This window comes from Frateuria sp., assembly GCF_035943815.1.
In the GTDB taxonomy this organism is placed as follows: Bacteria; Pseudomonadota; Gammaproteobacteria; order Xanthomonadales; family Rhodanobacteraceae; genus Frateuria_A.
In genome coordinates, this window is sequence record NZ_DASZBU010000005.1 from 104,560 (window position 1) to 130,019 (window position 25,460).

The 25,460-nt window shown below is 68.2% G+C and carries 26 protein-coding genes; 17 read left to right on the forward strand and 9 right to left on the reverse strand.

The window, feature by feature from the left end; all coding sequences use genetic code 11:
- The first annotated feature begins 7 nt into the window (after window positions 1-7).
- The 4 genes from VGU65_RS02125 (at window position 8) to VGU65_RS02140 (ending at window position 4,717) form a co-directional block, all read left to right on the forward strand.
- Window positions 8-1,207 carry an amino acid aminotransferase gene (locus tag VGU65_RS02125; RefSeq protein WP_327472511.1) on the forward strand — a complete coding sequence of 400 codons (1,200 nt, stop codon included), beginning with the start codon at window positions 8-10 and terminating at the stop codon, window positions 1,205-1,207.
- 154 nt (window positions 1,208-1,361) lie between these two features.
- Complete coding sequence (locus tag VGU65_RS02130) at window positions 1,362-2,279, forward strand: recombination-associated protein RdgC (protein ID WP_327472512.1); 918 nt, start codon at window positions 1,362-1,364, stop codon at window positions 2,277-2,279.
- Between the two features lie 159 nt (window positions 2,280-2,438).
- The gene (locus tag VGU65_RS02135; RefSeq protein ID WP_327472513.1) at window positions 2,439-3,209 is read left to right on the forward strand and encodes a M48 family metallopeptidase; all 771 of its coding nucleotides are present in this window, start codon (window positions 2,439-2,441) and stop codon (window positions 3,207-3,209) included.
- Window positions 3,210-3,313: 104 nt separating this feature from the next.
- Window positions 3,314-4,717 (forward strand): mannose-1-phosphate guanylyltransferase/mannose-6-phosphate isomerase, encoded by a 1,404-nt coding sequence (locus tag VGU65_RS02140; protein ID WP_327472514.1) that lies wholly within the window; start codon window positions 3,314-3,316, stop codon window positions 4,715-4,717.
- Window positions 4,718-4,789: 72 nt separating this feature from the next.
- Here the strand turns inward: VGU65_RS02140 and VGU65_RS02145 are convergent, their stop codons facing one another.
- Entirely contained in the window at window positions 4,790-6,154 is a 1,365-nt protein-coding gene (locus VGU65_RS02145) for a M20/M25/M40 family metallo-hydrolase (protein ID WP_327472515.1), read from the reverse strand.
- Window positions 6,155-6,467: 313 nt separating this feature from the next.
- Here VGU65_RS02145 and VGU65_RS02150 point away from each other — a divergent pair, with 313 nt between their 5' ends.
- Together VGU65_RS02150 and VGU65_RS02155 are read left to right on the forward strand one after the other, a co-directional pair.
- Window positions 6,468-7,121 (forward strand): hypothetical protein, encoded by a 654-nt coding sequence (locus tag VGU65_RS02150; RefSeq protein ID WP_327472516.1) that lies wholly within the window; start codon window positions 6,468-6,470, stop codon window positions 7,119-7,121.
- 2 nt (window positions 7,122-7,123) lie between these two features.
- A complete protein-coding gene (locus tag VGU65_RS02155; protein ID WP_327472517.1) occupies window positions 7,124-7,801 on the forward strand; it encodes a helix-turn-helix transcriptional regulator in 678 nt (225 codons plus the stop codon).
- Window positions 7,802-7,809: 8 nt separating this feature from the next.
- Here the strand turns inward: VGU65_RS02155 and dbpA are convergent, their stop codons facing one another.
- The 4 genes from dbpA to VGU65_RS02175 form a co-directional block, all read right to left on the reverse strand.
- Window positions 7,810-9,210 (reverse strand): ATP-dependent RNA helicase DbpA, encoded by a 1,401-nt coding sequence (gene dbpA / locus VGU65_RS02160; protein WP_327472518.1) that lies wholly within the window; start codon window positions 9,208-9,210, stop codon window positions 7,810-7,812.
- A gap of 51 nt (window positions 9,211-9,261) precedes the next feature.
- Complete coding sequence (locus tag VGU65_RS02165; RefSeq protein ID WP_327472519.1) at window positions 9,262-9,981, reverse strand: pseudouridine synthase; 720 nt, start codon at window positions 9,979-9,981, stop codon at window positions 9,262-9,264.
- A gap of 9 nt (window positions 9,982-9,990) precedes the next feature.
- Window positions 9,991-10,770 (reverse strand): ABC transporter permease, encoded by a 780-nt coding sequence (locus VGU65_RS02170; RefSeq protein ID WP_327472520.1) that lies wholly within the window; start codon window positions 10,768-10,770, stop codon window positions 9,991-9,993.
- Window positions 10,771-10,865: 95 nt separating this feature from the next.
- On the reverse strand, window positions 10,866-11,801 hold the full coding sequence (locus tag VGU65_RS02175) for an ABC transporter ATP-binding protein (protein ID WP_327472521.1): 936 nt from the start codon (window positions 11,799-11,801) through the stop codon (window positions 10,866-10,868).
- Between the two features lie 192 nt (window positions 11,802-11,993).
- Here VGU65_RS02175 and VGU65_RS02180 point away from each other — a divergent pair, with 192 nt between their 5' ends.
- Window positions 11,994-12,740, forward strand: a complete 747-nt coding sequence (locus VGU65_RS02180; RefSeq protein ID WP_327472522.1) for a ferredoxin--NADP reductase — start codon at window positions 11,994-11,996, stop codon at window positions 12,738-12,740.
- A 343-nt stretch (window positions 12,741-13,083) separates the two neighbouring features.
- Window positions 13,084-13,392, forward strand: coding sequence for a hypothetical protein (locus VGU65_RS02185; protein WP_327472523.1), 309 nt, complete (start codon window positions 13,084-13,086; stop codon window positions 13,390-13,392).
- Here VGU65_RS02185 and VGU65_RS02190 read toward each other — a convergent pair whose 3' ends face one another.
- The 4 genes from VGU65_RS02190 to VGU65_RS02205 all read right to left on the reverse strand — a co-directional run bounded on the left by VGU65_RS02190 (window position 13,393) and on the right by VGU65_RS02205 (window position 18,663).
- Window positions 13,393-14,454, reverse strand: a complete 1,062-nt coding sequence (locus tag VGU65_RS02190) for a fimbrial protein (RefSeq protein ID WP_327472524.1) — start codon at window positions 14,452-14,454, stop codon at window positions 13,393-13,395.
- A 79-nt stretch (window positions 14,455-14,533) separates the two neighbouring features.
- On the reverse strand, window positions 14,534-17,293 hold the full coding sequence (locus VGU65_RS02195) for a fimbria/pilus outer membrane usher protein (protein ID WP_327472525.1): 2,760 nt from the start codon (window positions 17,291-17,293) through the stop codon (window positions 14,534-14,536).
- Window positions 17,293-18,039, reverse strand: coding sequence for a fimbrial biogenesis chaperone (locus VGU65_RS02200; protein WP_327472526.1), 747 nt, complete (start codon window positions 18,037-18,039; stop codon window positions 17,293-17,295). The genes VGU65_RS02195 and VGU65_RS02200 overlap by 1 nt, the downstream gene beginning before the upstream one ends.
- A 72-nt stretch (window positions 18,040-18,111) precedes the next feature.
- On the reverse strand, window positions 18,112-18,663 hold the full coding sequence (locus VGU65_RS02205) for a fimbrial protein (protein ID WP_327472527.1): 552 nt from the start codon (window positions 18,661-18,663) through the stop codon (window positions 18,112-18,114).
- Window positions 18,664-19,099: 436 nt separating this feature from the next.
- On the opposite strand from VGU65_RS02205, the gene VGU65_RS02210 reads away from it, so the two are divergent.
- From VGU65_RS02210 to VGU65_RS02250, 9 genes are read left to right on the forward strand one after another with little or no spacing between them, the layout of a single operon-like run.
- Window positions 19,100-20,017, forward strand: coding sequence for an alpha/beta fold hydrolase (locus VGU65_RS02210; protein WP_327472528.1), 918 nt, complete (start codon window positions 19,100-19,102; stop codon window positions 20,015-20,017).
- A 10-nt stretch (window positions 20,018-20,027) separates the two neighbouring features.
- Entirely contained in the window at window positions 20,028-20,633 is a 606-nt protein-coding gene (locus VGU65_RS02215; protein WP_327472529.1) for a hypothetical protein, read from the forward strand.
- A 3-nt stretch (window positions 20,634-20,636) separates the two neighbouring features.
- Window positions 20,637-21,038: a hypothetical protein gene (locus tag VGU65_RS02220; protein WP_327472530.1), complete on the forward strand. Its 402-nt coding sequence runs from the start codon at window positions 20,637-20,639 to the stop codon at window positions 21,036-21,038.
- Window positions 21,035-21,226, forward strand: coding sequence for a helix-turn-helix transcriptional regulator (locus VGU65_RS02225; protein ID WP_327472531.1), 192 nt, complete (start codon window positions 21,035-21,037; stop codon window positions 21,224-21,226). The genes VGU65_RS02220 and VGU65_RS02225 overlap by 4 nt, the downstream gene beginning before the upstream one ends.
- Window positions 21,227-21,249: 23 nt before the next feature.
- On the forward strand, window positions 21,250-21,681 hold the full coding sequence (locus VGU65_RS02230) for a hypothetical protein (RefSeq protein ID WP_327472532.1): 432 nt from the start codon (window positions 21,250-21,252) through the stop codon (window positions 21,679-21,681).
- A gap of 4 nt (window positions 21,682-21,685) precedes the next feature.
- A complete protein-coding gene (locus VGU65_RS02235; RefSeq protein ID WP_327472533.1) occupies window positions 21,686-23,254 on the forward strand; it encodes an alpha/beta hydrolase in 1,569 nt (522 codons plus the stop codon).
- Entirely contained in the window at window positions 23,251-23,424 is a 174-nt protein-coding gene (locus tag VGU65_RS02240) for a hypothetical protein (RefSeq protein ID WP_327472534.1), read from the forward strand. Before VGU65_RS02235 ends, VGU65_RS02240 begins: the two co-directional genes overlap by 4 nt.
- Window positions 23,421-24,155 carry an ABC transporter ATP-binding protein gene (locus tag VGU65_RS02245; protein WP_327472535.1) on the forward strand — a complete coding sequence of 245 codons (735 nt, stop codon included), beginning with the start codon at window positions 23,421-23,423 and terminating at the stop codon, window positions 24,153-24,155. The genes VGU65_RS02240 and VGU65_RS02245 overlap by 4 nt, the downstream gene beginning before the upstream one ends.
- A complete protein-coding gene (locus tag VGU65_RS02250; RefSeq protein ID WP_327472536.1) occupies window positions 24,152-25,360 on the forward strand; it encodes an ABC transporter permease in 1,209 nt (402 codons plus the stop codon). Before VGU65_RS02245 ends, VGU65_RS02250 begins: the two co-directional genes overlap by 4 nt.
- The last annotated feature ends 100 nt before the right edge of the window (window positions 25,361-25,460 follow it).

Below are 25,460 nucleotides of genomic sequence, written 5' to 3' on the forward strand. Positions count from 1 at the left end.
CCAAGTCGTGTCCCACTTCGCTTCCGTTGAAATGGCCCCGGGTGATCCGATCCTCGGACTGACCGAGGCCTACCTGGCCGATCCGCGTCCGCACAAGGTGAACCTGGGCGTGGGCATCTATGTCGACGAGCAGGGCCGCATCCCGCTGCTCAAGGCGGTGCGCCAGGTCGAGCAGGCGCTGGCCGCCGAGGCCAAGCCGCGCGGCTACCTGCCCATCGACGGGCTGCCGGCGTACGACACGCTTTCGCAGCAGTTGCTGTTCGGCGTCGATTCCCCGCTGCTGGCCGCCGGCCGCGTGGCCACGGCGCAGACCATCGGCGGCAGCGGTGCGCTGCGCGTGGGCGCAGACCTGCTGAAGAAGGTGCTGCCTGCATCGCGCATCGCGATCAGCAGCCCGAGCTGGGAAAACCACCGCGTCGTGTTCGGCAATGCCGGCTTCGAGATCATCGACTATCGCTATTACGACCCGGCCACGCACGGCCTGGACTTCGCGGGCATGCTGGAAGACCTCGGCAGGCTCGAGCCCGGCACCGTGGTGCTGCTGCACGCCTGCTGCCACAACCCCACCGGCGTCGACCTGGACGCCCAGCAGTGGCAGCAGGTGGTGGACCTGGTGCGCGAGCGCAGGCTGCTGCCCTTCATCGACATCGCCTACCAGGGCTTCGACGAGGGCATCGACGCCGACGCGACGGCGATCCGGCTGTTCGGCGCCTCCGGCATCGAGGCTTTCGTGGTGGCGAGTTCGTACTCGAAGTCGTTCTCGCTATACGGCGAGCGCGTGGGCGCACTGTCGCTGGTCGGCGCCGACCGCGACGAGGCCGCGCGTTTGCGCTCGAAGGTCAAGCAGACCATCCGCGCCAACTATTCCAGCCCTGCCACGCATGGCGGCGCGCTGGTCGCCGGCGTGCTCGGCAGTGCCGAGTTGCGCGCGCTGTGGGAGGCCGAGCTGGCCGAGATGCGCGAGCGCATCCATGCGATGCGCGCCGGGCTGGTCGAGAAGCTGGCCGCGCACGGCGCGCCGGGGTTCGGCTTCGTGCAGCAGCAGGCCGGCATGTTTTCCTATTCCGGCCTGTCGCGTGCCCAGGTCGAGCGGCTGCGCCAGGAGTACGGCATCTACGCGCTTTCCACTGGCCGCATCTGCGTGGCCGCGCTCAACCGCGGGAACCTCGAAACCGTGGCCGCGGCCGTGGCTGCGGTGAGCCGTTAATTACCCACATCTCGCGAGCGCTTCGACTTCGCTGCGCTTCGGCCCCGCGCCAACGGCTATCGGATAACCTCGACCGCTCGAACCGAGCGCAGGCCCGCGGGGCCGACGTCGAAGGGTCGCTCGATCGAAGCGCAAGCCCCCAATCGGATCTTTCATGTTCTTCCGCAACCTCACGCTGTTCCGTTTCTCTCCCGCCGTCGCCGCCGACCTCGAACGCCTGGACGATGCCCTCGGCGAGCATCGCCTGCGCCCCTGCGGCCCGCTGGAGCTGTTCACCAAGGGCTTCGTGCCGCCGATCGGCCGCGGCGAGGACGCCGCGCTCACCCACGCGGTCAAGCACTGCACCTGGGTCTCCGTGGGCGGTGAGGACAAGCTGCTGCCGGCCGCCGTGGTCAATGACGAGCTGCACCGCCGCGTGCAGAAGATCGCCGAGGAAGAGGGCCGCAAGGTCGGCGGGCGCGAACGCAAGCGGATGAAAGAGGACCTGCTCAACGAACTGCTGCCGCGCGCTTTCGTGCGCAGTTCGCGCATGTCCGCCTACGTCGACCGCCAGCACGGCTGGCTGGTGCTGGACACCGCCAGCCGCAAGTCGGCCGAGAACGCGCTGACGCAGATCCGCGAGGCGCTGGGCAGTTTTCCCGCCGTGCCGCTGGCGCCGGAGGAAGGCCCGCGCGTGCTGATGACCGACTGGCTCGCCAACGGCACCCTGCCGGCCGGCCTCGCCCTCGGCGACGAGGTCGAGCTGCGCGACCCAGGCAGCAATACGGGCGCGATCGCCCGCTGCCGCCGGCAGGATTTGGAAAGCGAAGAGATCAAGGAACACCTGCGCAACGGCAAGCAGGTGTTCCAGCTGGGCCTCGTGTTCGACGACCGCCTGAGCTTCGTGTTGGGCGAGGACCTGGTGCTGCGCAAGCTCAAGCTGCTGGACGTGGTGCTGGACGAGCTTTCCGACAGCGCCCCCGACGCCGCCGCCGAGCTCGACGCCCGCTTCGCCCTGTTCACGCTGGAAGTCGAGCGACTGCTGGGCAAGCTGGAGGAATGGTTCGGCCTGCCGCGGCCCAAGGACGCCTGATCCGGCGGGATGCGAGTTCCCCTTGTTCGCGGAGCAAGGACCCGGCCAAAGGTGCGTCTCATGCGGCGTGAAACCAGCCGCGCCGGGGCCTGAGCCCGCCTCCAACCCTTTCCTCACACCCCCCGTTGCAAGGTTATGCTCTACCCACGGGCGCGGATCATGGCAGCACAACTCCAAGGCGACTGGCTGGAACTGGCAACGGCGAGCGGCAGCACCATTCGGGTGCTCAAGGCCGCCCACCCACGTGCACGGCGGCTGCGCCTGACGGTCACGCCCAAGGGCGCCCGGGTTTCCTATCCCGACGGCACCCATCCCTCGCAGGTCAGTGCCTTCCTGCGCAGCCACGCCGACTGGCTGGAAAAGAAGCTCGACGAGCTCAACCTCATCGTCAAGCCGCTGCCGCCGCTGCGAGTGGGGCATGCCACCGAGATCCCGCTGCGCGGCGATACCACGCTGCTGGACTGGGCCGAGGGTCCGTATCCGCGGGTGGAATCGTTCGACGGTGGGCTCACGCTGGTGATTCCGCGGCCGCACACGCGCGCCCTGCCGGTGGCGCGTGGTCTGCTGGCTTCGCATTTCGAGGCGCAGATGCGCCGCGACGTCTCGCGCTGGATGGCCGGGTACGTGCCGCAGCTGGGTCTGGCGCCGACTTCGTTGCGCATCCGCCCCATGAAGAGCCTGTGGGGCAGCCTGGATACGCGCGACCGCATCAACCTCGATCTCGCCCTGGCCCTGGCGCCGCCGGCCGCGCTGCGATACGTGCTGGCGCACGAGCTGTGCCACCTGAAGGTGCGCAGCCATGCCCCACGCTTCTGGGCGCTGGTCGCCACGCTGTTCCCCAACTGGCGCGAGCAGCGTGACTGGCTGCGCGTCAACGGCGCCTCGCTCAAGGCCGAGCTGGACCGCCTGGTGGCCGACGTCGCCGACTGAGAGGCGGCAGCGCCGTTCCGCTATCGGGCCGATCGGCCGATAATGCCGGCCTTGCGCCACTCCCCCGCACCGGCCAGCGTGCGGCGGGGCCCTGAGGAGACGGCATGATTCCGGTAATTCTTTCTGGCGGCTCGGGCACGCGCCTGTGGCCGCTCTCGCGCGAGGCCTATCCGAAGCAGTTCCTGCCGCTGGTGGGCAAGGACACGATGCTGCAGGCGACCTGGCAGCGCATCGCGCCGCTGGCCTCCTCCGCACCGATGGTGGTGGCCAACGAGGAGCATCGCTTCATGGTGGCCGAGCAACTGCGCCAGGTCGGCTGCGTGCCCTCGGCGATCCTGCTCGAGCCGGTCGGGCGCAACACCGCGCCGGCGATCGCGGTGGCCGCGCTGCAGTCGATGCGCGCGGGGGCCGATCCCTTGCTGCTGGTGCTGCCCTCGGATCACGTGATCACCGACGCGCCGGCGTTCCAGGCCGCGGTGCGGCAGGCCGAACCGGCGGCGAGCCGGGGCCGGCTGGTCACCTTCGGCATCGTCCCGTCCGGGCCGGAAACCGGCTACGGCTATATCCGCGCCGGGGCGGCGCTGGCCGATGGTGTGCGCGCGGTGGCAGAGTTCGTGGAAAAACCCGACGAGGCTACCGCCAAAGGCTACGTGGATTCGGGCGAATACTTCTGGAACAGCGGCATGTTCCTGTTCCGCGCCTCGGTGTTCCTGGCCGAGCTGGAACGCCAGCAGAGCGCGATGCTGGCCGCCTGCCGCGCCGCGCTCGAGGGTGCCTCGCGCGATGCCGACTTCGTTCGGCTGGACAAGGCGGCCTTCGCCGCCTGTCCGTCCGACTCGATCGACTATGCGGTGATGGAGCACACCGACGCAGCCGCCGTGCTGCCCATCGAGGTGGGCTGGAACGACCTCGGCAGCTGGTCCGCACTATGGGAAGTGGCAGAGCAGGACGGCAATGGCAACGCCCACCACGGCGACGTGCTGGCGCAGGACTGCCGCAACACGCTCGCCTGGGGCGACGGCCGGCTGCTCGCCTTGCTGGGGCTGGAAAACGTGGTGGTGGTCGATACCGCCGACGCCGTGCTGGTCGCGCACAAGGACCGCGTGCAGGACGTCAAGGGCATCGTCGGGCGGCTCAAGGCGGAGGGGCGCAGCGAGCCGACCAGCCATCGCAAGGTCTACCGGCCGTGGGGCAGCTACGATTCGATCGACGTCGGCGGGCGCTTCCAGGTCAAGCGCATCACGGTCAAGCCGGGGGCTTCGCTGAGCCTGCAGATGCACCATCACCGCGCCGAGCACTGGATCATCGTCTCGGGTACCGGGCGCATCACCCGCGGCGAGGAGGTATTCACCCTCGCCGAGAACCAGAGCACCTACATCCCGCTGGGCGTCAAGCACCGGCTGGAGAACCCCGGCCGGCTGCCGCTGGAGCTGATCGAGGTGCAGTCGGGCAGCTATCTGGGCGAAGACGACATCGTGCGCTTCGAGGACGTCTACGGGCGTGGTTGAAGTGCTTGCTTCCTTCCCGCGATGCGGGAGGAAGTGCCCGCAGGGCGGATGGGGCGCTCCTCGTGCAACCCGTCAGTGCGCCTCTGGCGAACGCTCGAAACTCCCCGCGTCGCCCGGAAACACCACCGGGCTTTCGTAGCCGTCTGCCGATACCGACGATACGCCGAAGAACCAGTCGTCGATCACCACGTCCTGCAGCACCGTGTGGTCTACGTCGCCGACCGCGCGCGCGTGCTGCCACTGCGGCGCTGTGGTGTCGCGCCAGTGCACGCGGTACCCGGCGGCGCCTGGCACCTTGTGCCACATCACCGTGGTGTCGGTAGCCAGCGCGCCCTTGACGTCCACACCGGTGGGCGGCGCGGGCGCGCGGCTCAAGCTCGCCAGGGTGATGGCGTTGAGCGCGGTGACCCGGGCGAGGTAGCGGAAATCGATGCCGTCGACGGTGTCGCCGTAGCCCGGGCGCAGGTCCTGGTGCTGGCGGGTGTAGTCCTCGTGGCCTTCGGTGACGCGCACCGCGGGAAAACCGGCCCTCAGGAAGGGCACCTGGTCGCCGCCGCGGCCGTAGCGGTCGGTGCGGTAGATCATCCGTACGCGAAAGTCGGGCAGGTAGCGGTCGGCCAGGTGCTCCATGAAACGGGCCAGGTTGCGCGAGGGCGAGTCCACCTCGCCGCCGTGGTAGCGGCGGTAGCTGGCCTGCTCGAGCGTCTCGTTGCTCTTGGTGCCTTCGGAGAACACGCGCACCACGGTGTTGTCACGCACGCCGTTCTGGCCACGGCTGTTGCCGACGATGTCGTTGTTGAGCTGGGCCTCCACGCGCCAGCCGTGCGCCACCGCGTAGTCGGCCAGCACCTTGCCGCCGTACAGGCCCTGCTCCTCGCCCGAGAGCGCGGCGAAGACCAGGGTGGCGCGGTTGTCCTGCTTCGAGAGCAGGCGCGCCGCCTCGATCAACGCGGCCACGCCGGAGGCGTCGTCGTTGGCGCCGGGCGCATCGTGGGTGGCGTCCTGGACGTCGCTGGCACGCGAATCCAGGTGTCCGGTGATCACGATCACCCGGTCCGGATCGCCGTTGCCGCGCTTGATCGCGACCACGTCCATGACCTCGACGGGCTTGGGAGCACGCTCGCCGGTGAACGTCTGCGAGGGTGTGACGATTTCCAGGCAGCCGCCGCAGTCGCGCCCGATCCGCTCGAAGCGTGACTTGACCCAGCGGCGCGCGGCACCGATTCCGCGTTTGTCCGAGCGGGTGTCCGAGAGCGTGTGGCGGGTGCCGAAGCCGACCAGCGCGGTGATCGTGCCGCGCAGTTCCTGTTCGCTGGGCGCACTGGCCAACGCGTGCAATTCGGGATGCTCGGCGGGCTGGACGGGCACTTCGGCGGCCAGGGCCGCACCGCTGGAGGCAAGCAGGACGAGCGCAGTCAGGAGGCGGCAGAACGGCATGGGCGGATGTCCGGTGGAGAAGCCTCTACCTTAGCGCGCCTGCCAGCCACGCAAGGCGCAACCACTCGAAAGGGCCTCCCCCCATTCACCCAGCGGACCCTTCCCCCATAAGCGGGGGAGCATCCACGCCCGAGCGCTCGGACCCGAGTCCTTCCTGCCGCGAACGCGGGCGATGGTAACGAAGGCGGATGGGCGCCTTCGATCGAGGCGTCAGACTGGCCATAGCAGGCTTTACACATACATCCATTGCGCGTAAACGGAAGCCTCCCAGACTGGCACGGGTCGCAGCCGCGACGCCCTCTGGAGACCCGCCATGAAGACATCCACCTGCCTGCTCGCCCTGGTCCTCGCCTGCGCCTTCACCGGCGTGGCGCCTGCCATGCAGATGCCATCCACTGCCCAGCTATCCTCGGCGGCCTCCGCCGTGCCGGCCGCACCCAAACTTGATTCCGCCCTGCGTTCGCTGTGGCATGGCCACGTCGTGCACACGCGCGACTACGCGCTGGCCGTGCACGCCCACGACGCGGCCCAGGCCAAGGCTGCGGCCGAGGCGGTGGTCACCAATGCCAAGCAGATCGCCGACGCGGTCGGCGGCTTCTACGGCAAGGCCGCCGGCGCACGCATGCTCGACCTGCTCGCCGGCCACTGGGGTGGCGTCAAGGCGCTGACGGACGCGCGCGCCGCGAACGACAAGGCGGCCGAAAACAAGGCAATGGCCACGCTGCAATCCAACGCCAGCGAGATCGCCAAGTTCCTCGCCGGCGCCAACCCGAATCTGCCCGAGGGCGCCCTGCAGGGCCTGCTGGCCACCCACGTGGCGCACCATGCCACGCAGATCCAGCAGATCATGGCGGGCGACATGAAGGGGGAGGCGGCCACCTGGCAGGCCATGCAGGCGCACATGGACACGATTTCCGACGCGCTGGCGGCCGGCATCGCAAAGCAGTTCCCGGCCAAGGCCAGCTGAGCATGGGAGCGCTCGCCCGGCTCGGTTCCACCCAGCAGCGCCTGCTGCGCCAGTTGCTGATGGCGCCGGAGGGCTGCTCGGTGGAGGAGCTGTGCGAGCGTTTGCGCATCAGCCACAACGCGGTGCGCCAGCACCTCAGCGCCTTGCTCGCGCGCGGCCACGTCGAGCGCGGGCAGGCGCGGCCAAGCGGCGGTCGGCCGCAGGCGCGCTTCCGCCTCACCGAAGGTGGGCGGGCGTTGTTCCCCCGCAACTACGGCCTGCTCAGCACCGCCCTGTTGTCCCAGCTGCGCGAGCGCTACGGCACCGCCGAGCTGGAGACGCTGCTGCAGGAGCTGGGGCGCACGCTGGGCAGCCACGAGGTGGCGCTGCCACCCGAGGCCAGCGCCGACGAGGTGGCGCAGCAGCTGGCCGGCCAGCTCGACGCGCTGGGCTACGAGGCGGTGGTGGCGCGGCATGGCCAGGAGCAGCACGTGGAGGCCTTCAACTGCGTCTTCCACGCGCTGGCACGCAGCGTGCCGCAGGTATGCAAGTTCGACCTGGCCTACATGGAAGCGGCCAGCGGACGGCGCATCCACCACATGGAATGCATCATCCGCGGCGGCCACGTGTGCCGCTTCCGCGTGGGCGAACCGCGGCACGAGGCGTCGGCCGCGGAAGCCAAGGACTGTTCGTCGGCCTAGCCGGGTGCTCAGCCCAGCGGACGTACGCGGAAGTTGCGCCCCTTGATGCGCCCGGCGCGCAGGCGCTCCAGCGCCTTGTTCGCCTGCGCGCGGCTGATCGCGACGTAGGCGCGCGTGGCGAACACGTCGATCTTGCCGATCTCGCTGGCGGCGAGCCCGGCCTCGCCGGTGAGCGCGCCGAGGATGTCGCCCGGGCGCAGCTTGTCCTGCCGGCCGGCGTCGATCACCAGGGTCTTCATCGGCGCCAGCTTCAGCGTCTTGCCGCGCGAAGGCGCGAGTTTGAGCGGCTGCCACGGCAGCGGCGTACCGCTGGCCTGCCCGATGTTCTCCGCCTTGGGCCGCTCGCGCGGCGTGCACAGCGTGATCGCCAGGCCGTTCTGGCCCGCGCGCCCGGTGCGGCCGATACGGTGCGTGTGCGTGTCCGGGTCGTGCGCGACGTCGTAGCTGACTACCAGCGGCAGCGCGGCGATGTCCAGCCCGCGCGCGGCCACGTCGGTGGCCACCAGCACGGTGCAGCTACGGTTGGCGAAGCGCACAAGCACCTCGTCGCGGTCGCGCTGCTCCATGTCGCCATGCAGCGCGAGGGCGGAGAAGCCGCGGCGGTCGAGCTCCTGCGCCACCGCGTCCACGTCCTTGCGCATGTTGCAGAACACCAGCGCGCCTTCGTGACTTTCGCCAACAGCCGGGCGACGCGCGTCGCCCAGCACCTGGGCCAGTGCGTCGAGCTTGTGGGCCGGTTCGACTTCGTGGAAGCGCTGCTCGATCGCTGCCGGCGCGTGGGCGGCGGCTTCCACCGTCACGTTGACGGGGTCGCGCTGCAGCCGTCCGCTGACCGCGCGGATCTCTTCCGGAAAAGTTGCCGACAGCAGCAGCGTCTGGTGATGCTTGGCGATGCGCTTGACGATGTCGTCGATCGCCTCGGCGAAGCCCATGTCGAGCATGCGGTCGGCCTCGTCCAGCACCAGCACCTTGATGCCGCCGCCGTGCAGGCTGCCGCGCTTCAGATGCTCCTGGACGCGTCCGGGCGTGCCGACCACGATGTGCGGATCATGCGTGAGCGAGGCCAGCTGCGGCCCCAGCGGCATGCCGCCGCACAGGGTCAGCAGCTTGACGTTGGGAATGGCCGCGGCCAGCTTGCGGAGCACCTTGCTGACCTGGTCGGCCAGTTCGCGCGTGGGACAGAGCACCAGCGCCTGCAGCCGGATCGTCTCCACCTCGATCGCCTGCAGCAGCGCCAGCCCGAACGCGGCGGTCTTGCCGCTGCCGGTCTGCGCCTGCACCGTCACGTCGCGCCCTTCGAGCATCGGCGGCAGGCTTTGCGCCTGCACCGGCGTCATCGTGGCGTAGCCGAGTGTGTCGACGCTGGCGAGCAGGGCGGGCTTGAGCGGGAGCGTATTGAACGAGGTCATGCGGCATGATCGCACGCGCACGGGCCCGCCCGGCGCCTGCTCGTGCGCGGATCACCACTGCGTGCGGCCGGGCAGCAGGCCCTTGAGTTCGGCGTCGGTGAGGTTGCGCCACTGGCCGGGCTTCAGATGCCCGAGCCTGACGTTGACGATGCGCACGCGGCGCAACTGGGTGACGCGGTAGCCGAAGGCGGCCGCCATCAGTCGGATCTGCCGGTTGAGTCCTTGCGTGAGCACGATGGCGAAGCCGAACCTGGCGATCCGGCGCACCTTGCAGGGCAGGGTCATCTGGCCGTGGATGCGCACGCCGCGCGCCATGCCGGCGAGGAACTCCTCGGTCACCGGCTTGTTCACCGCCACCAGGTATTCCTTCTCGTGGCGGTTCTCCGCGCGCAGGATCTCGTTGACGATGTCGCCGTTGCTGGTGAGCAGGATCAGCCCTTCGGAGTCCTTGTCCAGTCGGCCGATCGGAAAGATCCGCTGCGCGTGGTCGACGAAGTCGACGATGTTTCCCGCGACCCCTTGGTCGGTCGTACAGGTGACGCCGACCGGCTTGTTCAGCGCGATGTAGGTGGCTCGCTTGGCCGCCGGCGTGGCAGCCAGGATGCGCGCCTTGACGATCTCGCCGTCGACGCGCACTTCGTCGCCCTCCAGCGCCTTGGCGCCCGTGCCCACCACCTCGCCGTTGATGGTCACGCGCCCGGCCACCAGCAGCTCGTCCGCCTCGCGGCGCGAGCACAGACCGGCTTCGCTGATGTACTTGTTGACGCGCATCGGCTCGCCTCAGGAACGCAGGCCGATTCCGCGCTTGAGCAACTGCAGCGCCACGATGGAGAGCCCCGCGACGAACGCCAGCATCACCAGGAAGGCCACGCCCACGTTGACGTCGCTGATGCCCAGCACGCCGAAGCGGAAGGCGTTGACCATGTACAGGATCGGATTGGCGCGCGAGATCGCCTGCCACGGTTCGGCGAGCATGTTGACCGAGTAGAACACGCCGCCCAGGTAGGTCAGCGGCGTGAGCACGAAGGTCGGCACCAGCGCGATGTCGTCGAACTTTTTGGCGTAGACCGCGTTGACGAAGCCGGCCAGCGAGAAGATCGCCGAGCCCAGCAGCACCGAGCCCAGGGTCACCAGCGGGTGCGCCACGTGCAGCGAGGTGAAGAACAGCGCGATCAGCAGCACCAGCACACCCACCACCAGGCCGCGGGTCACCGCACCCGTGACATAGCCGAGCAGGATCACCCAGTTGGGCATGGGCGAGACCAGCATTTCCTCCACCGCGCGGCTGAACTTGGCGCCGAAGAAGGAGCTGGAGATGTTGCCGTAGCTGTTGGTGATGATGCTCATCATCACCAGTCCCGGCACGATGTACTGCATATAGGTGAAGCCGCCCTGGATCGTGCCGATGCGGCTGCCGATCAGCTTGCCGAAGATGACGAAGTAGAGCGTCATGGTGATCGCCGGCGGGATCAGCGTCTGCGTCCAGATGCGCATGATGCGCACGATCTCGCGGCGCACGATGGTGTGGAGGGCGACCAGGTTGGTGGTGGTGTTGCTCATGCTTTTTTTGCCCTTGTTTCTTCTTCCTGGCGATGCCGGGAGAGAGAATTTGTTTTGTCCTCTGCCCCAGGCGGCGCGGAGGGGAAAGGGAGCTTTCAGGCTGCGTGCGCGCGCCCGCCCTCGACCAGCCGCACGAACAGCTCCTCCAGCCGGTTGGTCTTGTTGCGCATCGACTTGACGGTGATGCCGTGCGTGGAGAGCGCGGCGAACAGCGAGTTGAGGTCGTGCTCGCGCGACATCTCCGCTTCCAGCGTGTAGTCGTCCACGCGGCGCAGGCCCACGCCCGGCATCGCAGGCAGCGTGCCAGGCACGCCGGCCACGTCGAACACGAAGGTCTCCACGTCCAGCGTCGCCAGCAGCCGCTTCATGGTGGTGTTCTCCACGATGGTGCCGTGGTCGATGATGGCGATGTTGCGGCACAGCTGCTCGGCTTCCTCCAGGTAATGCGTGGTGAGGATCACCGTGGTGCCGGCCGCGTTGATGGCGCTGACGAACTGCCACATCGAGCGACGGATCTCGATGTCCACGCCGGCGGTGGGCTCGTCCAGGATCAAGAGCTTGGGCTCGTTCATCATCGCGCGGGCGATCATCAGGCGGCGCTTCATGCCGCCGGAAAGCATGCGTGCCTGGTGCTGCGCCTTGTCCCACAGACGCAGCTCCTTCAGGTACTTCTCCGCACGCCGCGCCGCGATCTTGCGCGGTATGCCGTAGAAGCCCGCCTCGTTGACGCAGATGTCGAAAGGTTTCTCGAACTGGTTGAAGTTGATCTCCTGCGGCACCAGACCGATCAGCTTCATCGCCTCGTTGCGCTGATGGTTGACCGACACGCCGAAGATGCGCGCGTCGCCGCCGGTGGAATTGACCAGCGAGGAGAGGATGCCGATGAGCGTGGACTTTCCGGCACCGTTGGGACCGAGTAGCGCGAAGAAGTCGCCTTGCTGCACGGTCAGCGAGATGCCCTTCAGGGCTTCGACGCCGTTGCCGTAGGTCTTGCGCAGGTTGTCGACGACGAGGGCGGGAACAGGGGACATGGGCGGCCTTGGCAAGGGAGGGGCGGCACGAAGCCCGCTATGTGCGGGCGCGACGGCGGGGGATCAAGCGCCCAAGCGGTGCGACACCGCGGGCGGCCCGTCGTTGCTCAACGCTTCGGCCAGCCCATTATTATATGGGGCCGTTTCATGCCGCCCGCGCACACCGGGCGTGCGCCTCCCTCCGGAATCCTCATGGCCGACCACTTCACGCTCCGTCTCGTCGACAGCTTCATGCTCGCGCCCTCGGTGCGCCACCTGGTGTTCGAGCGCGTCGACGGCCAGCCTCTCGCGTTCCAGCCCGGCCAGTTCCTGCAGGTGCACTTCCACTACGACGACGGCACCGCGACCAAGCGCAGCTATTCGGTGGCCACCGTCGGCGACGGCAGTTCGCCGACCATGCGCATCGAGATCGCGGTGAGCTACGTCGAGGGCGGCGCCGCCACCAAGCTGCTGGGCAACCTGCAACCGGGCGAAACCATCGAGGCGAGCGGTCCGTACGGGCGCTTCTGCCTGAACCCGGGCGACACCCACCCGCGCTACCTGCTGCTCGCCACCGGCACGGGCGTCACCCCCTATCGCGCCATGCTGCCGCAGATCCGCCAGCTGCTCGCCCAGGGCGGGCGCGAAGTGGTCCTGCTCTATGGCGCACGCAGCGAGGCGGAACTGCTCTACGGCGAGGAGTTCGAAGCCTTCGCCCGCGAAAACCCCGGCTTCACTTTCCACGGCTGCCTGAGCCGCCAGCCCCGCGCCGAACCCCGCCCGCACGACCGCCAGGGGCACGTGCAAACCGTCCTGGCCGAGCTTGGCCCCCATCCCGACCGCGACATCGCCTACCTGTGCGGCAACCCCAACATGGTCGATGCCGCTTTTACCGCACTGAAGGACTACGGCCTGCCGGTGGCGCAGATCCGTCGGGAGAAGTACATCAGCTCGCGCTGATACCTTTCGCGGCCGAACAAAGGTCGCAAGCGCGCCTCCGAGGCCGCTGCGCGCCCATGACCGGTCCCGGCGGCCCGGCTTCAAGTTTGTTTCCACCACGTCGATAAGTACCCGGGCAGCGCACGCACGCTGCTCACCGACCATGCGCTAAACCGTCTCCGAAAGCGGAACCCGTCAAAAGTGTGACGGTGTTCGCGTTTTCGGACGGAAGTCCGTCGCACGCCATTAAGACCACGCGGACGCCGCCGAAAGCACCTTCAGGCAGGCGCGTTTTCGTGTGCCGAGAGGATTGGCTATGCATGGTGGGCAGCGTTGGTTGGCTTGCGCCCTTAGCATCCTGGCGATGCTCGGCGCCCAGGGGGCGCGCGCCGGCAGTGGCCGGATAACCTTCAGCGGCGCCATCGTGATGCCAACCTGCACCGCACCGGTCGATGTGGCGCAAGCCGATGGCGAAGCCATCGCCAACCGTCCGTATGCGTGTGGCGGCCGATCGCAAGCGACAGGCCATTCCGATGTCTCGATGTACCAGCTTTCGGTGGTGCGTCTTGACGAGGCTACGGCTGCCGGCAGCCCGCTGTTGCGATACTTCGTTGGCTATCGCGCCTCCATGTCCGCAGCCGATGCGCGCATGGTGACGCAGACGTACGAATAGCTACTGGTAGTTCAGTGTGTAGGTGGCGATGCCCTTCACCGTGCCGGCCGATACGGTCGCGCCCGTCTGGTAGTAGCGGGCGTACAGGTTGATGACGTAGCTGCCGGACGAGGTGGTGCCCGTGCCGAAGGGGGTGTCGAAGGTGACGGCCGTGGTTCCGTCGGCCTTGAGGATCTGCACACCGACGCCGCCCGCATAGCCCGACCCCGTTGTGGGCGCAATCACGCCGGTAGCGCTGGGCTGCGGATTGGCGGTGCTGAGCGTGACGAAGACGCCCAGGTTGGTGGGGCAGTTGGTCAATTGCAGGCTGAAGGGCGTGCTGCCTGCGGTCGTGCCCTGCCCGGAGAGCTGCACGGCGTTGATACTGGGCAGGGCGACTACCTTGTTCACCGAGCCCGGATCGACGTTGCAGGTGGGAACCTGGATGACAATGTTGGCGTTGATGTTGAAGGTTTCCACTGCCTGGGGCGACACGGAACCGTTACAGCCGAAATAGTAATACCCGAAAATAAGTGGACTGCTGCAGACGTCGATCTTCCACTGCGACAGCTGCCCGGTCAGGGTGGCGTTGCTGGGCGGCAGGTAAGGTCCGGTGTAGACCAGCTGCAGGTTGGACGACACGTTGAAGGTGCCGCTGCTGGTCGGGTAGTTGGGATACAGCGCCAGCAAGGTGCTGGCATCCGGATGCAGCAGGCGGTAGGAAATGCCTGGGATGCCGGTGGGAATCAGCGTGTTGTCCCCATTGACCGGGGTCGATGCGGCAATGGTGTTGACGATGCCACCATTGGTATTTCCATCGCACGCCAGCACCGGTGGATTGGCGGGAGCGGCCGTATTCGACGTCCATAGAACCGTGTTGAGCTGAGTGCTGGGCGTGAGCGTGATGGTGCCGGCGTTGAAGGTGACGGTAGTCGCGGCCCCGCTGGCAAACCCGCACGTTGCGTGCGCCATTCCCGGCACGATGGCCATGCCGAACAACAGGCATGCGAAGACCAAGTCGAACAGCCGACGCATGGTTGCCCATGACTCGCGCTGCGACGCAAATGGGACGGTCAGGTGCATGTCGTGAGCTCGCGAATCGTGGCGCAGTGGGGCGGTTGCCTGCACGCCGGCCGCCCGGCATGTGGTGCGAAGGAACCGGTCACGGCGCGCTCCCGCTGCGTTTTGAGATAGATGGCTCGTTGGTGTCGCAGGTGGCATTGATCACGGCCTGGCCATGTGCAGACCGGTTCGATGCGTTGACCGCGTAGGCGAACGAGCAGGCCTGCGCAGCGCCTTCAGCCTCCTGCCACTGTGCGACGAGCCGCCCGGATTTGCTGCCCACACGCAACAGGGTCAGCCCGCCCTGCCCCACCGTGCCGATGACTTGGCCCTTGGCGTCCCGAACCTCGGTGCCGAACGGCAGCGCCTTGCGGTCCGCCGTGTGGATGCGTGCGATCAGCGCGCGGCCGTAGCGGCTCTTGAAATCGACCCTCACCACGGCACCGGCATAAGGAGCGACGGTTGCGCTGGTAGCATCCAGCTGCACGTCCAGCGGCAAGCCCTGCGGGTCGATCTGAATGGTGTCTAGCTGATAGGGCGCGAGATAGGGCAGCAAGGCATAGCCGGAACGCCCCACGCGAAGTCCCGGGGTATTGACGACGTGCGCGCCGGCCGCGCCGGGCACATGCACGATGGCCACGGTATCGCCTGTCGGCTGGCCGAAGGTGATGCCGCCCTGATGCGCAACGACCGCGCCGCCGGCGCTGAAAGAAGCCTGCGAATAACCGCTGCCGTGGCCGACGCTGGCGTTGAGCGTGGCATATGGACCGTTGTAGCCGGCATTCACGCTGACGGCATTGCCAATGCCCTCGTCAGCGTGCGAGGCGGACGCGCCATAGGTGTACTGGTTCCACTGGCCCAGCGTGCCGTTGAGCGTGGCTTGCTCCTGCGAACCGGTGTTGTCGCCGTGGGTGAGGTTGAACGAGAGGCTCGGGGCGTGCGAGCCGTCGCCCAGCGGCAGGCTGGCGTTGAAGAACACCTGGTTGTCGTAGCCGCCGAACTGCGTGCGCCCACGGCTGACGGACACGCCCCAAGCCAGCCTGCGGTAGTGACTGTTGTAGCCCAACTGGAACTGGGTGTCGCGCCCTCTGTGGTTCCAGTAGTCGCTGGCCGCGGCGTTGGCGTACAGCGAGCTTCCGCTTCGTCCCAATTGCTGGCTGAGCGTCAGGGTGAAGCGGTTGCGCTGCTGCAGCAGGCCGCGCGAGGTGTAGAGTCTGTTGGCGCCGTTGGCTGCCCCGGTCAAGGTCGCGATCTGGGCCGGCGTGAGCAGGCTTTGCATGGGCACGCCATCGATCGTCGGCACGCCGGACGGCAGGTATTGCAGTGCATCGAGGCCGCGGCGTGCGTAGTCGCGCGCGTACGCCGCGTCGTTGAGGCTCAGGAAGCCGCTGGTCGAATAGCGGTAGGCCGCTACGCTGAGCGAGGTGTCCGTCTCGGGGACGATCTTGCTGTAGGTGATGCGATAGCTTCGGCCGTTGTAGCTGCCGTTGCCCGGAATGGACGCATGGGACTGGGTGACGTCCAGCGCCAACGCGCCCAGGCGAGTGTTGAGTGCGCCGCCGACCAGCGCCGCAGCATAGCCCGCCGAGCCCTGCACGCCGGCGTAGCCGGTGAAGCGGTTGCTGAAACCGTGCTGCAACGCGACCTGGACCACGCCTGGCTTGTCATGCATGGCGGTATCGCGCAGCTGGCCCGCGGCGACGTCGAAGCGGGTGATGCCGGGGCGCATGAGTTGCGACACCGAGGCATAGGGCACCTTGAAGCTGTGCGCGCGGCCGTCGGCTTCGGTCACCGTGACGACCAGGTCGCCGCCGTAGCCGGTGGGGTACAGGTCGTCGATGACGAACGAGCCCGGCGCCACGGTGGTCTGGTAGATCTGCATGCCGTTCTGGCTCACCGTGACCTTGGCGCTGGTGTCGGCCACGCCGCGCACCACCGGCGCGTAGCCGCGCAATGACTGCGGCAGCATGCGATCGTCCGTGCCCAGCCGGACGCCGCGCAGGCCGTAGCTGTCGAATACGGCTCCGTCGGTGAAGGTGTCGCCCAGGCTCAGCGCCGCGCGCCACCGGGGCAGCGCGCGTTGCGCATAGGTGTCGATGTTCTGCCAGCGGCGCTGGGTGCGCTGGCCGGCGCTTCCCGATTGCCAGGTGACGGTGCTGTCCTGCCGCAGTTGCCAAAGGCCGACATTCAGGCCCGCACGAAGTCCCAGATAAGTGCTGGTCAGGCCCTGGCCGTGGCTGGTGGAGCGGTAACTGTTGAGGTTGTAGTTGAGCAGGAACGCCGGCATGCCGGCGTTCCACGAGGCCGGGTTGACCCAGCCGCGCGGCATCTGGTTCATGTAGGCCTGCGGCACGCTGGCATCCAGGCGCAGGTTGGGCATGTCCACGATCAGCCGGGCGCCTGGAATCAGTTCGGCCAGGTCCACGCAGGCGCCAGCCGACTGCAGCCGCGCAGCGGCCGCGGCGGCGGACTTGACCGGCGCCAGCCCCATACGGTCGAGCAGTTCGGCACTGACGCAGGGCACGGCACTGGCATCGGGCGAGGGCGCCGCGAAGCGCACGTCCATCCGGCCTACCCAGTTGCCGTCGAGATAGACGTCCAGGTTGTAGGTGCCGGGAAATACCAGGTTGCCGCGCTCGAAGCGCGTGAGGTCCGTACTGCCGCCCGCGCCGGCCAGCAGGCTGCGGTCGAAGTCGGCCACGCCGCCCGCTGCGGTGGCTCCGTCGGGGGTCGCACTTGCGGCGGCGGCAAAGGCCGCGCCGGATGCGCCCAGGCCAGCGGCCAGCGCCACGCCACAGGCCACCGCGAGCGCGGTGAGGCGCGCCGGTGGGTAGCTCGAGCGGGCGCGCCGCGGACCCATTACGGCACCACGGCGCCCTTGTGGGTATCTGCCGCGCCGAAGTCGTTGATGGTGACGAACGCGACCGGCATACCGACGCCAGGCGATCGAGCCGAGCCTTTCAGGAGCAGTCGCAGGTCGCCGAAGGGCGCGACCATGCCATTGACGTCGGCGGCAGGCTTGCTGTCGACGCCGACGGACAGGCTGCTGATCGTGACGTAATAGGGCGTGGGGTTGTGCACTTCCAGTGCCGGCTCGTGGCCGGCAGCGGCCTTGAAGACCAGCTTGTCAGGCGCCTTCAGCGCATCACCCGGCAGATCGGCCGGGCGATAGAACAGCTTCAGCCGCGAGCGGATCGCGAACTGCAGATAGTTGCGATCGGCTTTCTGGGGGCCAGTGGGCTTGGGTGGAATTTCCAGCACGTTCAACCAGAAAACCGACTCGCGGTCTGCCGGCAATGGCTGGGCGCCCTGCGTGGCGAGGATGCGCAGGCTCTGGTCCTTGTGCGGTTCCATGCGGAACAGCGGGGGCGTGATCAGGAACGGGGTGCTGACGCTGTCCGGCGTGGAGTCCTGGTTGCCGGTGTCGATCCAGGCCTCGACCAACGCCGGCTGCTCGCCTTCGTTGGACAGGCGCACGGTGACCTCGCCCTGCTGGGCGGGGAACACCACGCGGGTGCCGCCGACGACGATGCCGGCGTGGGCCACCGGCATCCACAGGCACACAGCAACTATCGCCGCGCCAAGTGCACGGGTCAGGGTGTTCATGGGCGCCTCTTGCGGTGTGGCCGGTTGCAGCCGGCTGCCGCATCCTGGCGAATGCGGCAGCCGGATGTTCGCTTAGTTGTAGGTAAGCGTGTAGGTGACCGACGCGGTCACCGTGCCGGCGGTTACCGCCGTGGACGTCGGCTGGTAGTACTGGGCCTGGTAGGCCAACGTGGCCGTGCCGCCGGCCGAAATGGTGGCATTGACCGGGTTGGGGTTGGTGTTCAGGTTGAAAGGCGTGGTGCCGGCCGCGTTGGTCAGCTGCACCTCCACGTTGGAGTTGCCAGCGCCGGTCGCGTTCTTGATGGCGCCGGTCGTCGTATCGATGCTGGAACCAGAGAACGCGGCACCGACGACCACGCCCGACGGCGTGGTCGGGCAGCCGGTCAGGTTCAGCGAGAACGGCGTAATGCCCGCGACCGAGCCCAGCGCGGAAAAGCTGCTGACGGGTACGGCGGGGAGGGTGACCGCCACGTTGCCGCCGGAAGCGTTGCTCACGGTGCAGGTGGACGAAAGGATCTTGCCGTTGAAGGTAACGGTGCCGTCCGCAGCGAGAGCAGCCTGCGGAGCAAACGCGGCGAGGCCGAGAACGGCAGCCAGTGCGGTGGAAAGAAGACGCTTGGACATCGCAGATTTCCTCTGAAGTTTTTGTGGTGCGGCTGACTACAAGTGTTCCCTGATGCGGTGCAGGCACTGCAGAAGCTTTCGGGCTGCCGTCCGCGCATGGCTGGCAGACCCGAGTGGATTCAGGCCTTGCCTGTGATCCGGTTCGCAAATCCTGTGCCAATGGGTGCGCAGCTCCGCCAAAAGATTGGCAGGCAAGGGGTTGCGTCAAAAAACGCGCCTGGAGCAGGCGGCGTGGCTTCCTTTCCCCGTGGACACCCCTGTCACGGGCTGGCCCCTGTGCGTCACTTGTTTCACATTGTGATCACAATCACAGTTTGCGCACTTCAGACGATCAAGGCAAGGCCGATATTCGCCGGTTTGTAAAGGATGCTTGACAGGTGTGCAAGTCGCGCCTAATCTGGGTGTCAAGCACACTTGACACGGACGGGAGTAGATCATGCGCAACAAGCTCAACCGCTTCATCATCACGGCCTGCAGCCTGGCTCTGGTGGGCCTGGCGACGCAGCCGGCCCGGGCCGCCGAGGCGGGCACCCTGCAGGTCGGCACTCTTTCGGCGCAGAAGCACGGCAGCCATGGGCAGCCGGTGATCCTGATCCCCGGCCTGAGCAGCGGCGCGTGGGCCTGGGCGCAGACTGTCCCCGGCCTGGCGAAGAACCACGTGGTCTACACGGTCACCCTGGCCGGCTTCGACGGCACCCCGGCGCCCGGTGGCGGCGATTACCTTGCGCAGGCCGAACGCTCGCTCGTCCGCCTGATCGGCGAGCAGCACTTGGTCAAGCCCGTGCTGGTCGGCCACAGCCTCGGCGGCACGCTGGCGCTCAAGCTGGCGAGCGAGCAGCCGCAGCTGCTCGGTGCGGTGGTCGCGGTCGACGGCCTGCCGGTGCTGCCGATGACCGAGAACCTGCCCGCCGCCCAACGCGTCGCGATGGCGCAGGCGATGAAGGCGCAGCTCGCCGCGGCCACGCCCGCGGCGTTCCAGGCGCAGCAGCTGGGCTACATGCGTTCGATCGGCACCATCGATCCGGCGCGCGCCGCGCAATACGCCGCGCTCAGCAGCCGCAGTGACCCCAAGGCGGTGGCCGAGTACGCAGCCGAGGATCTCGCGCTCGACTTCCGCGCGCAGATGAAGAACGCCACCGTGCCGATCCTGGAGATCTCGCCTTACTACGCCGCCGACGGCAAGGCCGCTGCGCAGCCCTATACCGAGGCGCAGAAGACGGCCTACTGGAAAAGCCTGCTCGGCGCGGCGCCGCATGCCGCGGTGGCCTCGATCAGTCCCTCGCGCCACTTCGCCATGCTCGACCAGCCGGCACAATTCCAGCAGACGCTGGATGGCTTCCTCAACTCGCTCTGAGCCCCCAGTCATGGCCCGCCTCAATCCGCGGCAATACCAGCGCCGGGTCGCCGTCGCGATGGTGCTTTATGTCGGCTTGATGCTGCTGGCCTGGCCGACCGTGCGCACCGCCGTCGACATGCCGCTGAAGGTGCTGCTGGCGCTGGCACCGCTGGGTCCCATGTTCTACATGATCGGCCTGATGGCGCGGCGCATCTTCCAGAGCGACGAACTGGAGCAGCGCACGCACTTGGTCGCGCTGGGCGTGGCGACAGCCGTGGTGGGTGCCCTGAGCCTGGCGGGTGGGTTCCTCGCCGCGGCCAAGGTGCTCCAGACCGACGGCTCGATCCTGATCTGGGTGTTTCCCGTGATGACCATTTGCTACGGCATCACCCGGTGGTGGGTCGGACGGCGCTATGGCATGACCGTAACCTGCGAGGACAGCCGCGGCACGTCGCCACTGCGCTTCCTGCTGGGCGCCATGACGTCGGCGGCAGTGGCCTGGTTAGGCCGCGGCTCTCTGAGCGAGCTGCAACTGGGCGTGCTGTGCGGCATGAGTGGCGGCTTCCTGCTGGTTGGCCTCGGCTTCTTCGTCGCCCGCCGGCTCGACCGGCGCGCGCCGCCGCGGGAGGACTGAGCGATGCGGCCCGTGCACAAGCGCTACCTGCGCCGGTTCCTGCCGGCGATGGGCGGCTACGTCGCATTGATCGGGCTGTACGGCTGGCTGGTACCGCGCACCGAAAGCGTGGCCCTGCGCGCCCTGCTGGCGATGTTGCCGATGCTGCCCGTGTTGCTGGCGATTCGTGCGGTCGCGCTGGTGATCCGCGAGCAGGACGAGCTGGAACGCCAGACCGACCTGCAGGCGCTCGCTATGGCGGCGGTGCTGATCTCGTGTGGTTTCCTCAGCTTCGGGTTGCTGCTCAGTGCCGGCGTGGTGCGGGGAGTGCCGGCCGAATGGGTCGCGCTGCTGGTGCTGCCGTGCTTTTTCTGGGTGTTCGGGCTGACCAAGCTCGTGCTGGTCCTGCGGCTGCGCGTCCGATGAAGAACCAGGTGCGCGACTTGCGCGGCGAGCACGGCTGGTCGCAGGCCGACCTGGCCGAGCGGTTGGACGTATCGCGCCAGACGGTCAACGCGATCGAGACTGGCAAGTACGACCCCAGCCTGCCGCTGGCGTTCAAGATCGCGCGGCTGTTTGGGCGGTCGATCGAGGTGATCTTCGAGCCGGACTGACGCACGAACCAAGGAGTGAAGGTATGGCCAAGTTGCTCGACCGCTACGCCCGCCACAGGGCCGCCGACCACGGTGATGGCGATTTCCGCGCCGCTGGTCGCCCTGTCGCCAATACAGGGAAGGGTCGCGGTGGTGCCCATCGCGACGCCGCCGCGGGTATGGGTGGGTTGCTGCGTGGCGGCGCAGCCGTGGGCGTCGCTGGAATATCGCTGCTGGTCGCTTTGGGAGCTGGGCCATGGAGCCGTCGAACCGTGTTCATCGCTGCAGCGCTGCTTGTGCTGGTCGGTGCGCGGATGCCCGCCTGGCGCGATGCCGCCATCGCGGACGCAGCGACGATGCATGCACCGTCCCTAGGGGGAGGCGCGCAGGAATGGAGCGGCGCACGCGCCGCATGGCAATGGGCGCCGGCGCTGCGGCGACGGCTGGGACTGGTCCTCACTTGGGAAGGGAGTTGAAGACATGGCTTTGAAACCGCGCACCGTGTTGCGCATCATGCTGGTAGCGCTCGCGTTGGGGCTGCTGGCGTGGAACCAGTTCCGCCCGCCCGCGCCGGCCACGGCCGCTACTACGGAGGCCACCGCGCCGAGCACGCCCCAGGCTGCGGTCAAGCCGCGTAGCTGGAGGGTCGGCCAGCTCACCCTGACCGCCTGCGAACTGGGCCGACCGGACAGCGGCCTGACCACGGCCGCCTGGTGCGCACCGTTCGAGGTGCCGGAGAACCGCGCCGACCCGCATAGCCGAAAGATCACCCTGAAGCTGGCGGTGATCCGCTCCGAGGCGCAGGTGCCGGCCAAGGACATGCTGGTCTTCCTGGCCGGCGGCCCCGGCCAGGCGGCCACCGAAACCTGGCCGATGGTCGCGCCGGCGCTCGCGCCGCTGCTGGCGCATCGCGACGTGTTGCTGATCGACCAGCGCGGCACCGGCGGCTCCAACCCGCTGGATTGCAAGGCGACCGAGAAGGCCGCGGCGGACGCCGAGTCGGCGGGGTTCGACGCGCAACGGCTGCGCACGCAGACCGCCCAATGCCTCTCGGAGATCCAGGCCAAGGCCGATCCGCGCTTCTACACCACCACGGTCGCGGTGCAGGACCTTGAGGACGCGCGCCGAGCGCTCGGCTCGCCCAGCTTCGACCTGGTCGGTGTGTCCTACGGCACCCGCGTGGCGCAGCAGTACGCCATGCACCATGCGGACGCCGTGCGCAGCGTGCTGCTCGACGGCGTGGTGCCCAACGAGCTGGTGCTGGGCGAGGACTTCGCCCGCAACCTGGACGATGCGCTCAAGGCGCAGTTCGCGCGCTGCACCGCCGAGCCCGAATGCAAGGCGCGCTTCGGCAACCCGTACCAGACGCTCTACCAGCTGCGCGACGCGCTGCGCGCCAACCCGCACAAGGTGAGCTTCCGCGATCCGCAGAGCTTCCAGAGCGTCGAGCGCACGCTCAGCGATGACGCGCTGGTCAGCGTGGTGCGCCTGTTCGCCTATTCGCCGGTGACCGCCGCCTTGCTGCCGCTGTCCATCGACGAGGCCGCCCACGGCGACGTCGGCCCCCTGCTGGGTCAGGCCAAGCTGATCAGTGGCGACCTGGGCGACAGCATGAACGGCGGCATGCAGTCCTCGGTGATCTGCAGCGAGGACGCCGATCTGCTCGCGCCACGCCCGCAGGACGCCAACACGATGCTGGGCACGCGCATGATCGACTCGCTGCAGGCGGTTTGCGCGGTGTGGCCGCGCGGCACGCGTCCGGCCGATTTCCACCAGCCGTTTCGCAGCGCCATCCCCACGCTGCTGCTGTCGGGACAGTACGACCCGGTGACGCCGCCGCGCTACGGCGAGGAGGTGCTCGCGGGCCTGTCCAATGCGCGGCATCTCGTGCTCCCGGGGCAGGGCCACAACGTGATCGGCGCCGGCTGTGCGCCCAAGCTGGTGCAGCACTTCATCGAGAACCTCGACCCCAAGACGCTCGACGCCCGTTGCCTGGAGCGGCTGCAGCCGACCCCGCTGTTCATTGATTTCAATGGAGCCACGCCATGACACGGCAGCAGCAAATCCTCGTCCAAGCCACCCTGTGGGCCGCCGCGATCATCGCGGCAGCCGCCTTGGCCGCCCCGGCCTTCCTCTCGCTGATCCTGCTTCCGTCGCTGGCGGCCGCATCGCTGCCGACCCAGCCGGACGCCTGCCTCAACCGGAGCACCAACCCATGATCGAGGTAAGGGATCTGCACAAGGCGTTCGGCGCGGTCAAGGCCGTCGACGGCGTCAGCTTCGCCGCCCGCGACGGCCAGATCACCGGCCTGCTCGGCCCCAACGGCGCCGGCAAGACCACCACGCTGCGCATGCTCTACACGCTGATGACGCCCGATAGCGGGCAGGTGCTGGTCGACGGCATCGACGCGGCCACCGACGCGGTGGCCGTGCGCCGCCGGCTCGGCGTGCTGCCCGATGCGCGCGGGCTCTACAAGCGCCTGACCGCGCGCGAGAACATCGACTACTTCGCGCGCCTGCAGGGGCTGCCCGAGGAGGAGCTGCGCACGCGCCGCGAGGCGCTGATCGACGCGCTGGAGATGGGCGACATCGCCGAGCGCCGGACCGAAGGCTTCTCGCAGGGCCAGCGAGTGAAGACCGCGATCGCGCGCGCGCTCATCCACGACCCGCGCAATGTGATCCTGGACGAGCCCACCAACGGGCTGGACGTGATGGCCACCCGCGCGCTGCGCCAGTTCATGTTGAAGCTCAAGGCGGAGGGCCGCTGCGTGCTGTTCTCCAGCCACATCATGCAGGAGGTGGCTGCGCTGTGCGACCGCATCGTGGTGATCGCGCACGGGCGCGTGGTCGCCGACGAGACGCCCGATGCGCTGCGCGCGCAGACCGGCGAGGCGAACCTGGAGGAAGCCTTCGTGAAACTGATCGGCAGCGAAGAGGGACTGGCCGCATGAACAGGATGGACAATCAACCGCTGCGCCGCAGCCGAGCCTTCATCACCGTCTTCCTCAAGGAGGTGCGCGAGAACCTGCGCGACCGTCGCACGCTTACCAGTGCGTTCCTGACCGGACCGCTGATGACGCCCCTGCTGTTCATGATGCTGATCAGCTTCACCGTCAACCGCGAGCTGGACAAGGCCGAGCAACCGCTCAAGGTGCCGGTGATCGGCGCGCAGTACGCGCCCAACCTGGTCGGCGCGCTGAAGGCCGGCGGCGTGGTGCCGCAGCCTGCGCTCGCCAACCCCGAGCAGGCCGTGCGCGATCAGGAGGCCGACCTGGTCCTGCGCATCGCGCCGGGCTATGCCAAGGCATGGCGCAAGGGCGAACCGGTGCAGGTGGAGCTGATCTACGATTCCTCCCAGCGCGATGCCAACACGCCCGTGGAGCGGGTCACCAAGCTGGTGGAGGACTACGCGCGCCAGCAGGGCGCGATGCGCCTGGTCTCGCGCGGCCTGGCGCCGGGCGTTGCGGTGCCGGTGGTGGTGGCCAAGCGCGACCAGGCCACGGCGCAGTCGCGTGCGGTGCTGATGTTCAACATGCTGCCCTACCTGTTCGTGCTGACCATCTTCATCGGTGGCATGTACCTGGCGATCGACCTGACCGCCGGCGAGCGCGAGCGGCAGTCGCTGGAACCGCTGTTCGCCAACCCGGTGCCGCGCTGGAAGGTGTTCCTGGGCAAGCTGGCGGCGATCTGCGCCTTTTCCACCGCCAGCCTGGTGATCTGCCTGATCGCCTTCGCCGTGGTCGGCCGCTTCATTCCGACCGCGAAGCTGGGCATGGAGATCAACCTGGGACCGGCCTTCGCGCTGCACGTGCTGCTGCTGCAGTTGCCGCTGATCGTGCTGCTGGCCGGGCTGCAGTCGCTGGTGGCCGCCTTCGCCAAGAGCTACCGCGAGGCGCAGACCTACCTCTCGCTGCTGATGCTGTTGCCGATCCTGCCGAGCATCGCGCTGATGGTGATGCCGATCAAACCGCAGCACTGGATGTACGCCGTGCCGCTCTTGGGTCAGCACCTGGGCATCCTGGACCTGGTCCGCGGCGAGGGCATCGGTGCTGTGCCGCTGGCGCTGTGCCTGGGCGGCAGCGCGGCGGCGGCGCTGGTGGTGGCGCTGGTCACCATGCAGTTGTACCGCTCGGAGCGGTTGGCCATTTCAGGCTGAGGAGCGGGCCCGAGAGCGCCACTGTCCGTCCTCCGGGCCTTCCCCGCGTTCGCGGGGGAAGGCCCGACGAATGAAGCCTCACTCCGATCTTCACCCGCTT

Coding starts and splice junctions, on each gene's coding strand:
- VGU65_RS02130 (WP_327472512.1), top strand. CDS start 1,362: ATGTTCTTCCGCAACCTCACGCTGTTCCGTTTCTCTCCCGCCGTCGCC.
- VGU65_RS02135 (WP_327472513.1), top strand. CDS start 2,439: ATGGCAGCACAACTCCAAGGCGACTGGCTGGAACTGGCAACGGCGAGC.
- VGU65_RS02140 (WP_327472514.1), top strand. CDS start 3,314: ATGATTCCGGTAATTCTTTCTGGCGGCTCGGGCACGCGCCTGTGGCCG.
- VGU65_RS02145 (WP_327472515.1), bottom strand. CDS start 6,154: ATGCCGTTCTGCCGCCTCCTGACTGCGCTCGTCCTGCTTGCCTCCAGC.
- VGU65_RS02150 (WP_327472516.1), top strand. CDS start 6,468: ATGAAGACATCCACCTGCCTGCTCGCCCTGGTCCTCGCCTGCGCCTTC.
- VGU65_RS02155 (WP_327472517.1), top strand. CDS start 7,124: ATGGGAGCGCTCGCCCGGCTCGGTTCCACCCAGCAGCGCCTGCTGCGC.
- dbpA (WP_327472518.1), bottom strand. CDS start 9,210: ATGACCTCGTTCAATACGCTCCCGCTCAAGCCCGCCCTGCTCGCCAGC.
- VGU65_RS02165 (WP_327472519.1), bottom strand. CDS start 9,981: ATGCGCGTCAACAAGTACATCAGCGAAGCCGGTCTGTGCTCGCGCCGC.
- VGU65_RS02170 (WP_327472520.1), bottom strand. CDS start 10,770: ATGAGCAACACCACCACCAACCTGGTCGCCCTCCACACCATCGTGCGC.
- VGU65_RS02175 (WP_327472521.1), bottom strand. CDS start 11,801: ATGTCCCCTGTTCCCGCCCTCGTCGTCGACAACCTGCGCAAGACCTAC.
- VGU65_RS02180 (WP_327472522.1), top strand. CDS start 11,994: ATGGCCGACCACTTCACGCTCCGTCTCGTCGACAGCTTCATGCTCGCG.
- VGU65_RS02185 (WP_327472523.1), top strand. CDS start 13,084: ATGCTCGGCGCCCAGGGGGCGCGCGCCGGCAGTGGCCGGATAACCTTC.
- VGU65_RS02190 (WP_327472524.1), bottom strand. CDS start 14,454: ATGCACCTGACCGTCCCATTTGCGTCGCAGCGCGAGTCATGGGCAACC.
- VGU65_RS02195 (WP_327472525.1), bottom strand. CDS start 17,293: ATGGGTCCGCGGCGCGCCCGCTCGAGCTACCCACCGGCGCGCCTCACC.
- VGU65_RS02200 (WP_327472526.1), bottom strand. CDS start 18,039: ATGAACACCCTGACCCGTGCACTTGGCGCGGCGATAGTTGCTGTGTGC.
- VGU65_RS02205 (WP_327472527.1), bottom strand. CDS start 18,663: ATGTCCAAGCGTCTTCTTTCCACCGCACTGGCTGCCGTTCTCGGCCTC.
- VGU65_RS02210 (WP_327472528.1), top strand. CDS start 19,100: ATGCGCAACAAGCTCAACCGCTTCATCATCACGGCCTGCAGCCTGGCT.
- VGU65_RS02215 (WP_327472529.1), top strand. CDS start 20,028: ATGGCCCGCCTCAATCCGCGGCAATACCAGCGCCGGGTCGCCGTCGCG.
- VGU65_RS02220 (WP_327472530.1), top strand. CDS start 20,637: ATGCGGCCCGTGCACAAGCGCTACCTGCGCCGGTTCCTGCCGGCGATG.
- VGU65_RS02225 (WP_327472531.1), top strand. CDS start 21,035: ATGAAGAACCAGGTGCGCGACTTGCGCGGCGAGCACGGCTGGTCGCAG.
- VGU65_RS02230 (WP_327472532.1), top strand. CDS start 21,250: ATGGCCAAGTTGCTCGACCGCTACGCCCGCCACAGGGCCGCCGACCAC.
- VGU65_RS02235 (WP_327472533.1), top strand. CDS start 21,686: ATGGCTTTGAAACCGCGCACCGTGTTGCGCATCATGCTGGTAGCGCTC.
- VGU65_RS02240 (WP_327472534.1), top strand. CDS start 23,251: ATGACACGGCAGCAGCAAATCCTCGTCCAAGCCACCCTGTGGGCCGCC.
- VGU65_RS02245 (WP_327472535.1), top strand. CDS start 23,421: ATGATCGAGGTAAGGGATCTGCACAAGGCGTTCGGCGCGGTCAAGGCC.
- VGU65_RS02250 (WP_327472536.1), top strand. CDS start 24,152: ATGAACAGGATGGACAATCAACCGCTGCGCCGCAGCCGAGCCTTCATC.